This is a genomic window from Rhodococcus sp. BP-160 (genome assembly GCF_019836205.1).
GTDB lineage: Bacteria > Actinomycetota > Actinomycetes > Mycobacteriales > Mycobacteriaceae > Rhodococcoides.
In genome coordinates this window covers 531,651-546,700 of the sequence record NZ_JABUEK010000002.1, presented here as the reverse complement: position 1 = coordinate 546,700, position 15,050 = coordinate 531,651, and the positions used below count along the sequence as shown (strand labels likewise).

13 protein-coding genes are annotated in these 15,050 nt (G+C 67.0%); 4 read left to right on the top strand and 9 right to left on the bottom strand.

The features are described from left to right. The first annotated feature begins 1 nt into the window (after position 1). Positions 2-2,167, top strand: a complete 2,166-nt coding sequence (glgX, locus tag HQ306_RS09010; protein ID WP_222630653.1) for a glycogen debranching protein GlgX — start codon at positions 2-4, stop codon at positions 2,165-2,167. Between the two features lies 1 nt (position 2,168). On the opposite strand, the gene HQ306_RS09005 is transcribed toward glgX, so the two are convergent. From HQ306_RS09005 to ctaD, 3 genes are all read right to left on the bottom strand, one after another. After that, on the bottom strand, positions 2,169-2,957 hold the full coding sequence (locus HQ306_RS09005) for a peptidyl-tRNA hydrolase (RefSeq protein ID WP_373428281.1): 789 nt from the start codon (positions 2,955-2,957) through the stop codon (positions 2,169-2,171). Next, positions 2,954-4,204, bottom strand: coding sequence for a phosphoserine phosphatase SerB (serB, locus tag HQ306_RS09000; RefSeq protein WP_027507041.1), 1,251 nt, complete (start codon positions 4,202-4,204; stop codon positions 2,954-2,956). The genes HQ306_RS09005 and serB overlap by 4 nt, the downstream gene beginning before the upstream one ends. Before the next feature lie 81 nt (positions 4,205-4,285). Next, the gene (ctaD, locus tag HQ306_RS08995) at positions 4,286-6,073 is read right to left on the bottom strand and encodes a cytochrome c oxidase subunit I (protein ID WP_027507042.1); all 1,788 of its coding nucleotides are present in this window, start codon (positions 6,071-6,073) and stop codon (positions 4,286-4,288) included. 210 nt (positions 6,074-6,283) lie between these two features. Between ctaD and HQ306_RS08990 the strand changes: the two genes are divergently transcribed. Continuing rightward, a complete protein-coding gene (locus tag HQ306_RS08990) occupies positions 6,284-7,354 on the top strand; it encodes an ABC transporter substrate-binding protein (RefSeq protein WP_027507043.1) in 1,071 nt (356 codons plus the stop codon). Positions 7,355-7,378: 24 nt separating this feature from the next. Continuing rightward, positions 7,379-7,852, top strand: coding sequence for an NUDIX domain-containing protein (locus HQ306_RS08985; protein WP_027507044.1), 474 nt, complete (start codon positions 7,379-7,381; stop codon positions 7,850-7,852). 291 nt (positions 7,853-8,143) lie between these two features. On the opposite strand, the gene nrdF is transcribed toward HQ306_RS08985, so the two are convergent. From nrdF to HQ306_RS08955, 6 genes are all read right to left on the bottom strand, one after another. Continuing rightward, complete coding sequence (gene nrdF / locus HQ306_RS08980) at positions 8,144-9,109, bottom strand: class 1b ribonucleoside-diphosphate reductase subunit beta (protein WP_056445506.1); 966 nt, start codon at positions 9,107-9,109, stop codon at positions 8,144-8,146. Positions 9,110-9,286: 177 nt separating this feature from the next. Continuing rightward, positions 9,287-10,327, bottom strand: coding sequence for a type IV toxin-antitoxin system AbiEi family antitoxin domain-containing protein (locus HQ306_RS08975; RefSeq protein ID WP_222630652.1), 1,041 nt, complete (start codon positions 10,325-10,327; stop codon positions 9,287-9,289). Positions 10,328-10,416: 89 nt separating this feature from the next. Next, on the bottom strand, positions 10,417-12,579 hold the full coding sequence (gene nrdE, locus HQ306_RS08970; protein ID WP_222630649.1) for a class 1b ribonucleoside-diphosphate reductase subunit alpha: 2,163 nt from the start codon (positions 12,577-12,579) through the stop codon (positions 10,417-10,419). Positions 12,580-12,624: 45 nt separating this feature from the next. Continuing rightward, positions 12,625-13,062, bottom strand: coding sequence for a class Ib ribonucleoside-diphosphate reductase assembly flavoprotein NrdI (nrdI, locus tag HQ306_RS08965; RefSeq protein ID WP_037187075.1), 438 nt, complete (start codon positions 13,060-13,062; stop codon positions 12,625-12,627). A 135-nt stretch (positions 13,063-13,197) separates the two neighbouring features. Then, positions 13,198-13,440, bottom strand: a complete 243-nt coding sequence (locus tag HQ306_RS08960; protein ID WP_027507048.1) for a redoxin NrdH — start codon at positions 13,438-13,440, stop codon at positions 13,198-13,200. 367 nt (positions 13,441-13,807) lie between these two features. Continuing rightward, the gene (locus HQ306_RS08955; protein WP_027507049.1) at positions 13,808-14,368 is read right to left on the bottom strand and encodes an NAD(P)H-dependent oxidoreductase; all 561 of its coding nucleotides are present in this window, start codon (positions 14,366-14,368) and stop codon (positions 13,808-13,810) included. A gap of 84 nt (positions 14,369-14,452) precedes the next feature. Between HQ306_RS08955 and HQ306_RS08950 the strand changes: the two genes are divergently transcribed. Next, complete coding sequence (locus HQ306_RS08950) at positions 14,453-15,049, top strand: TetR/AcrR family transcriptional regulator (RefSeq protein WP_222630641.1); 597 nt, start codon at positions 14,453-14,455, stop codon at positions 15,047-15,049. The last annotated feature ends 1 nt before the right edge of the window (position 15,050 follow it).

The following is a 15,050-nucleotide window of genomic DNA, read 5'->3' as shown; positions in this document are numbered from 1 at the left end:
CGTGTCGCACAAACAGAACTCACCGAAGTCCGCCGCCGCGTCGGGCAGGCCCTTCCCGCTGGGCGCCCACCCCGTGGAGGGCGGCGTCTGCTTCGCCGTGCACGCACCCGACGCGCACGCCGTCGAGGTGTGTCTGGTGGACGGGTCGGGCCCCGACTCACGGGAGTCGCGTCACCTCCTCACCCAGCGCACGTACGGCATCTGGCACGGTGTGGTCGCCGAGGCCGGCGTCGGATCCGTCTACGGCTACCGCGTCTCCGGACCGTGGAATCCCGAAGCCGGTCACCGGTTCGATCCGCACAAGATCCTTCTCGACCCCTACGCACGGCGCATCGTCGGCAGCCTCGGCGACGCGCGAGCCCTCCTGCCGTACCGCGACGACCCGTTCGGACCGCAGTCGACGGTCGACTCGCTGGGACACGCTCCCCTCGCGGTGGTCACCGCTCCCCTGCCGGCCTCGGACGCACCGCGACTCGAGACCGACTGGGACCGCACCGTCGTGTACGAGGTGCACGTCGGGTCGTTCACCGGTGCCCATCCGGACGTCCCCGAGAATCTGCGCGGCACCTACCTCGGACTCGTTCACCCTGCGGTGCTCGAGCACCTTCGTACGCTGGGTGTGACGGCGGTGGAACTGCTTCCGGTGCACGCGTGCCTCACCGAACCCGGTGTGCGCGCCCGAGGGATGCGCAACCACTGGGGCTACAGCACCGGCTCGTACTTCGCCGTCGAACCGTCCTACGCCTCGGTCCCCGGCGCCGAGGTCACCGAGTTCCGCACGATGATCGACACGCTGCACGAGGCGGGTATCGAGGTGATCCTCGACGTCGTCTACAACCACACCTGCGAGGGCGGTGTCGACGGCCCCTCCCTCTCGTGGCGCGGCCTGGACGCGCGCGGGTACTACCTGCTGGACGCCCGCGGTCACGACATCGATCTGACGGGATGCGGCAACACCGTCGACGCCGCGTCCCCGGCTGTCGTCCGGATGGTCTGCGACTCGTTGCGGTACTGGGTCACCGAACTGGGGGTCGACGGCTTCCGCTTCGATCTCGCCAGCACTCTGGGCAGGCCGGGCGGATGGCGCTTCGATCCGCACGCCCCGATGTTGAGCGCCATCGCGGCCGACCCGATCCTGTGCCGCGCGAAGCTGATCGCCGAGCCGTGGGACGCGACCGGGCCCGGGTACCAGGTCGGCGGGTTCGGCGGCGTGTGGAGCGAGTGGAACGACCGCTACCGAGACACGCTGCGCCGCTTCTTCGCCGGGCACGGCGGTGTGCGTGAGCTGGCGTCCCGCCTCGCGGGATCCGAGGATCTGTTCGCGCCGACCGGACGCAGGCCGTGGGCGTCCGTCAACTTCGTCACCGCTCACGACGGCTTCACCGCGCGAGACCTGGTGTCCTACACCGCCAAGCACAACGAGGCCAACGGCGAGTCCAACCGCGACGGCACCGACAACAACCTCTCGGTGAATCACGGCGTCGAGGGCGAGACCGAGGACCCCGCCGTGCTCGCGGCGCGCGATCGACACGTGCGTGCGCTGCTGTCGACCCTGGCCCTGTCCACCGGGACACCCATGTTCCTGGCCGGCGACGAACTGGGACACACGCAGCACGGCAACAACAATGCCTACTGCGTGCCGCAGGGAACATCGGCCGCGGATGCGCACGCGATCGACTGGTCGAGACGGGACGACGCCCTGACGGCGACTCTGGGACGAGCACTGCGGCTGCGTCGATCGGCACCCGTTCTGCGCCAACAGGAGTTCTTCGCCGGTCGTGACACACCCAGCGGCGAACCGGATCTCATGTGGTTCGACCACGACGGGGCCGAGATCGTCGGCGATCGGTGGAACGACGATCACGCCCGGACCCTGCAGGCCTGGGTCGACGGATCCGACGTGCGCATCCCCGCGCTCCGACACGCAGGGGTCGAGGCGGAGACCTTCGATTCGGCTCTGCTGGTGGTGCACTCGGGAGGCGATGCGAACATCGTCCTCCCCGATCACCGTCGACACGGGCCGAACGAGGCTCCCGGTTACGTTCCCGTCTTCGACTCCGCGACACCCGACGGTCGACCGGTGGACGCGTCGCCCGTCACCGCGGGAAGCACCGTCCGAGTGGCCGGTCCGATCGTGCTCGTCTACATCTCGACGATCCCGTCCTGACTCAGGCGGTGCGCGGGACGTCCAGCTCGGCGATCACGGTCATCGACCCGGGGGCGACCTCCGTGTAGCCCGCGTCCCGCACGCCGACGGCGGTGCCGCGCTCGCACTCGGCCACGAGGCGAGACCAGGTCTCGGCATCGGCATCACGGACGCTGACGGCCCACTGCGCGTCCTGCCACGCCCGGACGTCCTCGACCGTCATGGCACCGGCAGCGAGCATCACGGCGTGTCCCACCTGGGCGGCGGTCTTGCCGACGGTCATCTCGAGCTCCGCGTCCACCCAGAGCCGCACGGCACCCTCGGCGTGCGATCCCGGGTCGTCGGCCGGCAGGTCGGTGCCTCCCACCTGGAGCTTGCGCAGCCTCGGGTCCAGATCACCCACACGGCACGGCACATAGGCCCGAGCCGACGCCCCGCCCACGTCGACGGTCACGCCGTCCACCTCCTGCGCCGCCGTCCACTGCGCGCCCCGCGCGCGACGGGACACCTTGCGGATCCGCGCACCCAGCCACGCCGTGTACTCCTCGTGCCAGGGACCGCCCGGGGCGATGCGCTCGTCCAGGCACACCTGCAGCGTCGCGGACGCCGCCGCGGCCAGCAGGTCGGACCGGGCCGGCGGATCGACCTTGGGGATGTGGAGCACCAGCGGCATCGCGCGCACGTCGGCAGGATCGGGCGGATCGACTCGCGAGCCGTAGGAACCGGCCGCACTCGTCCCGGCCACCAGCACCGCGTGGCGCTCCTCGAGGGTGGACGGCCGGACGTCCTCCAGGGGACCCTCGTCGATCACGGGATGGGGATGCGGCGAACCCCGCCGTCGAGGGAGTCGGCGGCCTCGATCTCACTGCGGGTGACACCGAGGACGAAGAGCAGCGCGTCGAGGAACGGATAGGACAGCGCCGCGTCCGCGACCTCGCGCAGCGCCGGCTTCGCGTTGAAGGCGATGCCGAGACCCGCCGCGGTGAGCATGTCGATGTCGTTGGCACCGTCGCCGACCGCCACCGTCTGCTCCATCGGCACGCCGACCTGTGAGGCGAACTGGCGCAGCGCCACCGCCTTCGCCGCGCGATCGACGACATCGCCGATCACGCGCCCGGTGAGCTTGCCGTCGACGATCTCCAGGGTGTTCGCCTTCACGAAGTCCAGTTCGAGCTCGTGCGCCAAGCCCTCGATCACCTGCCGGAAACCGCCCGACACCACGCCGCAGTGATAGCCGAGTCGTCGCAACGTCCGAATGGTGGTGCGCGCGCCCGGCGTGAGCTCGAGATCCTCGGCGACGTCGTCGATGACCGATGCGTCCAACCCGGCGAGGGTCGCGACTCGACGGTGCAGTGACTCCGCGAAGTCGATCTCGCCTCGCATGGCCGCCTCGGTGACGGCTCGGACCTCGTCCTCGACTCCGGCCCGCGCCGCGAGCATCTCGATGACCTCGCCCTGCACCAGCGTCGAGTCGACGTCGAACACGATGAGGCGCTTCGCTCGACGAGCCAGTCCGGACCGTTCGACGGCGACGTCGATACCGACTCCGGCAGCCACGGTCGCGAGCGCCGACCGCAACGCCTCGTCGGCCTCGTCGCTCGACAGCCCGCCCTCCTCCTGCGGACGGGCCGAGACCAACAACTCGAGTCCCGTCACCGGGTAGTCGGCGATACCGCGGATCGAGTCGATGTTGGCGCCCTGTCGCGCGAGTTCGCTCGACAGCACGCTGATGGCTCGCGCGGTGACGGGCCGTCCCAACACGACGACGACGTGGGTGGAGAGGGGCGAACGACCGTGCGCTCCCCCGACCTCGACGTCGACGTGGACACCCACCGTGCCCATGGCCTCCTCGAGGTGCTCCTGCAAACTCTCGACGTCCCCGGGGCAACTGCCCAGGACACCGAGCGTCAGGCGACCGCGAATGACCACCTGCTCCACGTCCACGACGCTGACGTCGTGTCGCGCCAGCGAGGCGAAGAGCACGGATGTGACACCGGGCTTGTCACCGCCGGTGACCGTCACGAGCACGGACGTCGGCGGGGGTGGTGTCTCCACCATCGAGGTATCTCCTTGTCACACGAAAAGCCCCTCACCGTGAGGAGAGGGGCTCGTCGCTGGAACGGTCGTGGAACGAGAGGACTACTTGTCGCGGTCGCCCGAACCTTCGTGATCGCTGGTCGCGATCGGCGCGCGGCGTGCCTGCTCGAGCACCTCGGTGGTCTTGCCTCCACCGTGGCCCGGTCCCACATGCGCTTCGTCTCGCATGCGTTCGACCATGTGCGGGTAGTGCAGCTCGAACGCGGGGCGCTCGGAGCGGATACGCGGGAGCTCCACGAAGTTGTGGCGCGGCGGCGGGCAGCTGGTCGCCCACTCCAGGGAGTTGCCGTAGCCCCACGGATCGTCGACCGTGACGACCTCGCCGTAGCGGTAGCTCTTGAAGACGTTCCAGAGGAACGGCAACGTCGAGGCGCCGAGGACGAAGGCACCGACCGTCGAGATCGAGTTGAGCACCGTGAAGCCGTCGGACGGGAGGTAGTCCGCGTAGCGACGCGGGAATCCCTCGGCGCCGAGCCAGTGCTGCACCAGGAACGTGGCGTGGAAGCCGACGAAGGTGGCCCAGAAGTGCCACTTGCCGAGAGCCTCGTCCATCATCCGGCCCGTCATCTTCGGGAACCAGAAGTAGATACCGGCGTAGGTCGCGAACACGATCGTGCCGAACAGCACGTAGTGGAAGTGCGCCACCACGAAGTAGGAGTCGGTGACGTGGAAGTCGATGGGCGGGCTGGCGAGCAGCACACCGGACAGACCACCGAAGAGGAACGTGACCAGGAAGCCGACCGAGAACAGCATCGGCGTCTCGAACGTCAGCTGGCCCTTCCACATCGTGCCGATCCAGTTGAAGAACTTCACACCCGTCGGGACGGCGATGAGGAACGTCATGAAGGAGAAGAACGGCAGCAGCACCGCACCGGTCGCGTACATGTGGTGGGCCCACACGGCGATGGACAGCGCCGCGATGGCGATGGTGGCGTAGATCAGGCCCGTGTAACCGAACAGCGGCTTACGGGAGAAGACCGGGAAGATCTCCGACACGATGCCGAAGAACGGCAGCGCGATGATGTACACCTCGGGGTGACCGAAGAACCAGAACAGGTGCTGCCACAGCAACACACCGCCCGTGGCCGGATCGAACAGGTGCGCACCCAGGTGTCTGTCGGCCGCCAGTCCCAGCAGTGCCGCGGTGAGCAGCGGGAAGGCGAGCAGCACGAGGATCATCGTCACGAAGATGTTCCAGGTGAAGATCGGCATCCGGAACATGGTCATGCCCGGGGCACGCAGGCAGATGACCGTCGTGATCATGTTCACGCCACCGAGGATGGTGCCGAGGCCCGAGAGCGCGAGGCCCATGATCCAGAAGTCCGCGCCCACGCCCGGCGAGTGCACGGCGTCGGTGAGCGGCGTGTAGGCCGTCCAGCCGAAGTCTGCAGCGCCACCGGGGGTGATGAAGCCCGCCGAGGCGATGAGTGCGCCGAACAGGTACAGCCAGTAGCTGAACGCGTTCAGACGTGGGAACGCCACGTCGGGCGCACCGATCTGCAGCGGGAGGATGTAGTTGGCGAACGCGAACACGATGGGCGTCGCGTACAGCAGCAACATGATCGTGCCGTGCATGGTGAAGAGCTGGTTGTACTGCTCGTTCGACAGGAACTGCATGCCCGGGAGGGCGAGCTCCGCACGCATGAGCAGGGCGAGGACGCCACCGAACAAGAAGAAGCCGAACGACGTGACCATGTACATGATCCCGAGCGTCTTCGGATCGGTGGTCGTCACCATCTTGTGGATGAACGATCCCTTGGGCCCCATACGGGGCGGGTACGGCCGTGAAGCCGTCAGCTCGGGGACTGGCTGGGGCGCTAGGGCAGTCACTGATCCTCCTGAAAGCGCGTCTCCCCGTGCCCGAGGTGGACGCATGAAATTCGTGCGCTCTATGGATCGTAACCCCATGACACACGAACTGCGGCACGGGTCCTACGAAGTGTCGTACTTCCACCCGGGTGTCGCATTTTCCGGCCCGCGGGAGGCCCTCTTCCGAAGGCCTCCACGACCGGAGCACGGCCTGCCCGTAAGGTCTCGGCCATGTCGGATCGCTCTCGTCGTCACGCTCGATCGGTCGTCGCCCTCGCGACGATTCCCGCGATGCTCGCCCTCTCTGCCTGCGGCGACACCTCGAGTGACGACGCCTCCACCATTGTGCGGACCACCACGAACGTGGCCGGAGCCGGCGTCGTCGGCATCGAACGTGACACCGCCGGCCTGTGCGCGCTCCCGCAGCCGGTCGACTCGGTCGGTCAGCAAGGTGACACCCGGCTCGTCGTCGGCAGCGGCCGTGCGACCACGGTGCCCGCCGATCCGCAACGTGTCGTGGTTCTCACCATGACGGCACTCGACGCGTCGTGCGCCGTCGGCACCTGGGAGCGCGTCGTCGGCGCACCCACGGCGCCGCTCGCTCCCACCGCTCCCCCGTCCGGCCTGCTGCGCCCGGACTACCTCGGCACCGGCATCGCCGAGATCGCCGGCGTCGGACCCGAGGGCTCCCCCGACGTCGACGCGATCCGAGCACTGGCTCCGGACGTCATCATCGGCGGCGACGCCCTCGACCCCGCCGTCACCGCGCAACTCGACGGCATCGCCCCGACCGTTCTCACGCGCGCGTCGTCGTCGTGGCTCGAACGGTCCACGCTCGCGGCCGCGGCGATGGGACGACGTGACGCCGCCACCCGTGCGACGGAGCAGTACCGCGCACGCGCCGAGACCGTGGGCCGCGAGCAGAACTCCCGCATCACCGAGGCGTCTCTCGTGCGCTTCGGCGCCGACGGCACACAACTGCTCGGCGACGACAGCTTCGCGGGGCAGGTACTCGCGCAGGCGGGCGTGCGACGACCGGGGCCTCAGCTAGGCGAGACCCGCGCACTCCCGCAGGACGATCTGTCCGACGCGGAGGGCGACCTGATCTACGTCATGTTCGACGGACAGGCGGGGCTGGAACGCGGCACCGAGGTCATGGACTCGGACGCCTGGAAGGACCTCGGCGCCGCGACGGACAGTCGCGTGTTCAGCGTCGACGACACGGTGTGGTCGGGCGAGGGCCTCGTGGCTGCGGGCGCGGTCCTCACCGACGTGTCGAACACGCTGAACGGCTACGTCTGACGCGTCGGCGGTAGCGTTCCGGGAGTGCCGATACCCGAGTTCATCACCACCCTGCGCGCCAAGATCGGTCACGATCCGCTCTGGCTCTCCGGTGTCAGTGCCGTCGTGCTCGACGCCGACGATCGGCTGCTGCTGACGCGTCGCAAGGACAACGAGCTCTGGGCCGTGGTGTCCGGCGTCCTCGAGCCCGGCGAGGAACCCGGACCGGCCGCCCTCCGGGAGATCCTGGAGGAGACGGGCGTGACGGCCGAGCTCGTGCGGTTGACGAGTGTCGACGTCACCGAGCCCATCGTCTACCCGAACGGCGACCGCACCCAGTACCTCGACGTCTGCTTCCTCGCCCGGTACGTCGCCGGCGAGGCGCGGGTCGCGGACGACGAGAACCTCGACGTGCAGTGGTTCGCGCGCGATGCGCTGCCCGCGGACATCACCGACACCTCGACTCTCCGCATCGCGAAGGCGCTGGACCACGGCCCGGAGGCCTGGTTCCGGCGGTAGGTGGCGCCGGACCGTGCCGTCCTGCCGCGTCCTGTGTGCACCGCTGCTCAGTGTCCGGCGCGCCCGCACACCCTCACCGATTTCGGCCACCTTCACCGGTCACAACCGGTGAAGGTGGCTACAACCGTTGCAGGAGGGCGCAACGGCGCACGTGCTCCGGTTTCCGCAACCCGCTCCTGCTACAACCGAAGCGGGTTGCGGGAACCGGAGCACCTCGCACTCGAGACGTGCTCACCAGACATGACTCAGGGCACCACCCGCAAAGCGGACGGTGCCCCGAGGTGAGGTGGGTCAGAAGTCCCAGTCGTCGTCCTCGGTGTTGACTGCCTTGCCGATGACGTACGAGCTTCCCGAACCCGAGAAGAAGTCGTGGTTCTCGTCGGCGTTGGGTGAGAGCGCCGACAGGATGGCCGGGTTGACGTCGCACTCGTCCTTCGGGAACAGGCCTTCGTAGCCGAGGTTCATGAGCGCCTTGTTCGCGTTGTAGCGCAGGAACTTCTTGACGTCCTCGGTCAGACCGACCTCGTCGTAGAGGTCCTGCGTGTACTCGGTCTCGTTCTCGTACAGCTCGAAGAGCAGATCGAACGTGTAGTTCTTCAGCTCCTCGCGCTCGGCGGGCGAGCGGGTCTCGAGTCCGCGCTGGTACTTGTAGCCGATGTAGTACCCGTGCACGGCCTCGTCGCGGATGATCAGGCGCACGAGGTCGGCAGTGTTGGTGAGCTTGGCCCGCGAGGACCAGTACATCGGCAGGTAGAAGCCCGAGTAGAAGAGGAACGACTCGAGCAGGGTCGAGGCGACCTTGCGCTTGAGCGGGTCGTCGCCCTTGTAGTAGTCCATGACGATGGACGCCTTGCGCTGCAGATTCGGGTTCTCCTCCGACCAGCGGAACGCATCGTCGATGTCGCGCGTGGAGCACAGCGTCGAGAAGATCGACGAGTAGGACTTGGCGTGCACCGACTCCATGAACGAGATGTTGGTGTACACCGCCTCCTCGTGCGGAGTAATGGCGTCCGGGATGAGCGACACGGCGCCGACGGTGCCCTGAATCGTGTCGAGCAGCGTCAGACCCGTGAAGACGCGCATGGTGAGCTGCTTCTCGTGGTCCGTCAGCGTGTCCCAGGACGGGATGTCGTTCGAGATCGGCACCTTCTCGGGCAGCCAGAAGTTGCTGGTGAGCCGATCCCAGACCTCGGAATCCTTGTCGTCGACGACGCGGTTCCAGTTGATCGCGGAGACGCGATCGATGAGCTTCACCATGGGTACCTACCTGCTGATCGATGACTCTGCTTCACGGCTGCACCTGCGGTGCGCCGGGGACTGCGAGAAATGCGGCCGTGGCCGCGAATTGTCACTGACGGCAACACTACCCGTTGTGGCATGCCCCGGGGGCCAACACAACACCGTGTGTCTCCGACCCGTGCGCCTCATGCGCGTTCAGAGATGCGCACGAGGCTCACAACGGGCGCAGCCCGACCACTCGCCTACCCACCCCTCACGACGGAGGACGGTCGTCACCTCACGTGCGACACCGCAGGGATCGTCGACCACCTCGTCGTACCCGAAGACCAGACGCGGGCGGCCGGCAAGTTCCGCGGCATTGTCGCGTCGACGGTCGCGGAAGGCCACGCCGGGCATCGCGTGGAACCGACGGCCGTCCAGGCGAACGATCAGGTCGACGCCGACGTTCGAATAGTCGACATCCTCGAACAATGTCCGCCCGTCGACGCGAACAGGGCTCTGACGTGCACCGACGGGAAATCCATGCGCCTGCTCGACCTCGAGTGCGTACGCGAGTTCGAGAACGGACTGCACCCCGTCGGACATGTACCGCACAGCCTGTTCGAGGGCCACACGGTAGCGGTAGGGGCGACGCTTCTCGAGTCGCTCACGGATGTCGTCGAGGCGCACGATCCGACTGCTCACGGAGGACACCAGACTCGTCATCGCTTCGCGCGCAGTCGATTCGGATGTCGCAAGGTCGATCGCCGTGTCGGCCGCACGGGTTCTCGGTAGCGGCCCGTCGTGCACGATGTGTGCATGAGCGCGGGACCGATGCACCACGACCCCGGGATGTAGAACTGACCCGACGCGGGCCACCGGTCCCGTCGCCGTCACTCGGGAGCGAACCCTGGTGGGACTCTGGCACCGCGCCGAACGGCCGTAGGGAACCGTGACATGGGCGCGTGCACCCGATGAGACTCGCCGCAGACCCCACTCCTCCGCTGCGCTCCGGTGACTGAGCAAGGAGTCCGGGCCGCCGTAGAGCAGGGCGGCGCACAGAGTCTGTTCCCGATCGAGCGGACCTGCTGCGATGGCGTAGACGCCCCGAAGAACGATCGCCCAGCGGCCCGACTCGACGTGCCGCCGAACTCTGTCTCGGCTGTAGCCGAGAGCCGTCACCTGCGATTGCGTGAACAGGCCTGACTGATCGTCCAGTAGTCGATGCAGTTCATGTTCGTCCCCCCGGATGCGCATGCGGGGATGGTGCACGACCGGTACGACACCCGTCCGTGCGCCTTCTGCGCATCGTCAGATGCGCACAAGGCGCACGGGGGCGAAGCCCACTAGAGCATGCAGCTGACGCAACCCTCGACCTCGGTCCCCTCGAGGGCCATCTGGCGCAGCCGGATGTAGTACAGCGTCTTGATTCCCTTGCGCCACGCGTAGATCTGCGCCTTGTTGATGTCGCGGGTGCTCGCGGTGTCCTTGAAGAACAGCGTGAGGGACAGGCCCTGGTCGACGTGCTGCGTCGCTGCCGCATACGTGTCGATGATCTTCTCGTAGCCGATTTCGTACGCGTCCTGGTAGTACTCCAGGTTGTCGTTGGTCAGGTACGGCGCCGGATAGTAGACGCGGCCGATCTTGCCTTCCTTGCGGATCTCGATCTTCGACGCCACCGGGTGGATGGAACTGGTGGAGTAGTTGATGTACGAGATGGAGCCGGTCGGCGGGACGGCCTGCAGGTTCTGGTTGTAGATGCCGTGCTGCTGCACCGACGCCTTCAACTCGACCCAGTCGTCCTGCGTCGGGATGCTGATTCCCGACTGGGAGAACAACTCTCGGACACGCGCTGTCTTGGGCTCCCAGGCGCGCTCGGTGTACTTGTCGAAGAACTCGCCCGACGCGTACTTGGACTGCGGGAAGCCTCCGAAGTAGCTGCCGCGCTCCTTCGCCAGACGGTTCGAGGCCCGCAGCGCATGGAACAGCACGGTGTAGAAGTAGATGTCGGTGAAATCGACACCCTCCTCGCTGCCGTAGTGGATGCGCTCACGAGCGAGGTAGCCGTGCAGGTTCATCTGGCCGAGGCCGATGGCGTGCGAGGTGTTGTTGCCCTGCTCGATGGACGGCACCGAGTAGATGTGGGTCTGGTCCGACACGGCCGTCAAGCCGCGGATGGCGACCTCGATGGTCTGCGCGAAGTCGGGCGAGTCCATGGTCTTCGCGATGTTCAGCGAACCCAGGTTGCACGAGATGTCCTTGCCCACATGGCTGTACGAGAGATCCTCGTTGAACGTGGACGGCGTCGAGACCTGCAGGATCTCCGAGCACAGGTTCGAGTGCGTGATCTTGCCCTCGATGGGATTGGCCCGGTTCACCGTGTCCTCGAACATGATGTAGGGGTAGCCCGACTCGAACTGCAGCTCGGCGAGAGTCTGGAAGAACTCGCGCGCCTTGATCTTCGTCTTGCGGATGCGCGCGTCGTCGACCATCTCGTGGTAGGTCTCGCTGACGTTCACGTCGGCGAAGGGCTTGCCGTAGATGCGCTCGACGTCGTACGGCGAGAACAGGTACATGTCCTCGTTCTTCTTTGCCAGCTCGAACGTGATGTCCGGGATGACGATGCCGAGGGACAGCGTCTTGATGCGGATCTTCTCGTCGGCGTTCTCGCGCTTGGTGTCGAGGAACTTGTAGATGTCCGGGTGGTGCGCGTGCAGGTACACCGCGCCGGCACCCTGCCGCGCTCCGAGCTGGTTCGCGTACGAGAACGAGTCCTCGAGCAGCTTCATGATGGGGATGACGCCCGACGACTGGTTCTCGATGCGCTTGATCGGCGCACCGGATTCACGAACGTTGCTGAGCAGCAACGCGACTCCGCCACCACGCTTGGACAGCTGCAGTGCCGAGTTGATGGAGCGACCGATGGACTCCATGTTGTCCTCGATGCGCAGGAGGAAGCAGGAGACGGGCTCGCCGCGCTGCTTCTTGCCCGAGTTGAGGAACGTGGGAGTGGCCGGCTGGAAGCGGCCGGCGATGATCTCGTCGACCAGGTCGGTCGCGAGAGTCTCGTTGCCGGCGGCCAGCGTCAGCGCGACCATGCACACCCGATCCTCGAAGCGCTCCAGGTAGCGCTTCCCGTCGAACGTCTTGAGTGTGTAGGACGTGTAGTACTTGAACGCACCCAGGAAGGTGGGGAACCGGAACTTCTTGGAGTAGGCGTGCTCGATCAGACCCTTGACGAAGGATCGCGAGTACTGGTCGAGAACCTCTGCCTCGTAGTAGTTCTCCTCCACCAGGTAGTCGAGCTTCTCGTCGAGGTTGTGGAAGAAGACCGTGTTCTGGTTGACGTGCTGCAGGAAGTACGCCCGCGCGGCGTCCCGGTCCTTCTCGAACTGGATCTCGCCGTTCGGCCCGTACAGGTTGAGCATCGCGTTCAGAGCGTGATAGTCGAGCTCCGAGTCGTCACGGCGCGACACGGCGGGAGACGAGTCGGTGATGGTCGGTGCCATGTGCGTACTCCTGAGATCGATGATGGGCGGTACTGGTGCGGACGATCAGATGGTGCAGGTCGCGTCGAGCCGGTCCCAGAACTCGGCGAGTCCGGTGCGGACCCGCTCCACGTCCTCCGGGGTACCCATGACTTCGAAGCGATAGAGGAACGGGACCTGACATTTTGCCGAGACCACGTCCCCGGCGAAACAGTACGAATCGCCGAAGTTGGTGTTGCCCGCGGCGATGACGGCGCGAATGAGGGACCGGTTGTGCTCGTCGTTGAGGAACCGGATGACGGGCTTGGGGACGTAACTCGTGTCGCGCCCCAGCGCGGTGGTGCCGCCGCCGTAGGTCGGGAGGATCAGGACGTACGGACGGTCGATCTCCACGTCGTCGCGGGGATAGCGAACGGGGATGCGCGTCGCGGGGATCTCGAGCTTCTCCACGAACCGGTGGGTGTTCTCCGAGACGCTCGAGAAGTAGACCAGCGATTCGGACACGATGCTCCATCCTCCGCCGACTCTGCGCACTTCTTCGACATTCGCGACGGCGCGGACCGGGTGGGTCGGCCGTCAGCGGTGAGTCGGGAACTCACCCGAGCCGGCCTCCTCGTCGGAAGGCGCGGCGGACGCGCTTCAGGCAGCGGCGGTGACGAGGGTCTTGATGCGGTCGGGACGGAAGCCGGACCAGTGGTCCTCGCCTGCGACGACGACAGGTGCCTGCAGGTAGCCGAGCGCCATGACGTAGTCACGTGCCTCGGGATCCTGCGAGATGTCGATGACGTCGTACTCGATGCCCTCTTTGTCGAGAGCGCGGTACGTGGCCTTGCACTGCACGCAGGCGGGCTTGGTGTAGACGGTGACGGTGGTGGCGCTCATGAATCCTCTTCTCCGCATCCTGTGTCCGGATGCGCTCGCTGTTCGCCCGAGAGCTGTCCTGCACTGCTGCTGTGGGATCGCACTGGAGAAAGCGAGACCCGCCGACTCTGCCGTGCACACCACTGACAACCTGTCCGAGAGACCGGGCCGGACCCGCATCCACCCCTCCGAAAAGGGGGTGATGCGGGCCTCGAGCCGTTGTGGCCTCTCGGTGTTCAAGACACTACACCTAGTGTCCGACAGTGCAAGGCAACACCACACTTTGTAATGACACTGGTGGAATTACCTGGTCGGACGCGGAAAACTCCGGCGTGTCGCGACCCCTCGGGCGCGTCGCGAGACCGCGCTGCAGACGGGGCCTCGAGCCTCAGGCATCGACGAGCTCCGCGCGGGTGAGCGCCGTGACGACCTCGGCGATGTCCGCGGCGATCTGTGAGTTGTCACGGGGATGGCCCCCGTCGATCGCGGCCACCACGCCACCGATGGCGAGATCGACGTCGTCGAGCACGCTCGCGCCGGCGATCCGCGCCGCCTTCTCCGTGTCCTCCTTGGCCCACCGGGCGCCGTTCGAGCTCGGCGAGGAACTGATGACGGCGGTCGGCTTGGTGGAGATGGCGCCGCTGCCGTAGGGGCGGGAGAGCCAGTCGATGGCGTTCTTGAGTACTGCGGGGATGGTGCCGTTGTACTCGGGCGTGAGCAGCAACACGGCGTCGGCGTCCTGGACGGCCGCGCGCAGAGCGGTCACGGTGTCGAGCGAGGCGACCGACTCGGGGGTGTCGATGTCCTCGTTGTAGAACGGAAGGCCTCCGAGGCCCTCGTGAATGACGACCTCGACGCCCTCGGGTGCGACGGACGCGGCGGTCTCGGCGAGACGACGGGTGATGGAGGCGGCGCGGAGGCTGCCGACGAGTGCGATGACGCGGCTCATGGGTGGGTCCTTTCGACGAAGTGTGTCCGTGATCTACAACCGGACCGTAGTCCACTTTCTTCCGTGACGCGCTATCCTGACGGTGTGACACATGCCCCTCTGCCGATGGCGGCCGACGACAGCGAGCGCTGCGACGCCGCGCGCAACCGCCGTCTGCTCCTCGACGCCGCGATCGGGCTGGTCGACGAGCGCGGAGCGGACTCCGTCACCATGGACGCCGTGGCAGCCCGCGCAGGTGTGGGCAAGGGCACCGTGTTCCGTCGGTTCGGCAGTCGTGCGGGTCTGATGTTCGCTCTTCTGGACCACACCGAGACCGAACTCCAACAGGCCTTCCTCTTCGGTCCTCCCCCGCTGGGCCCCGGCGCACCACCGCTCGATCGACTCGTCGCGTTCGGCCGTGCCCGCCTCGAACTGGTCGCCGTGCAGGGTGAGGTGCTGCGGGCAGCCGAGAACTCGCCCGTCTCGCGCTTCTCCGCGCCCGCCCACGCGGTCGGCCTGACCCACGTGAGCACACTGCTGCGGCAGATCGGCGTGTCGGGCGATGTCACGTTGCTGGCCTACGCGCTGCTCGCCCCGCTCGAGGCCACTCTGGTGCTGCACCTGCAACGCGACGCCGGAATGACCACCGAGCGCCTCGCCGACGGCTGGGAGGATCTCGCCCGCCGCATCGCCTCCGCCTGAC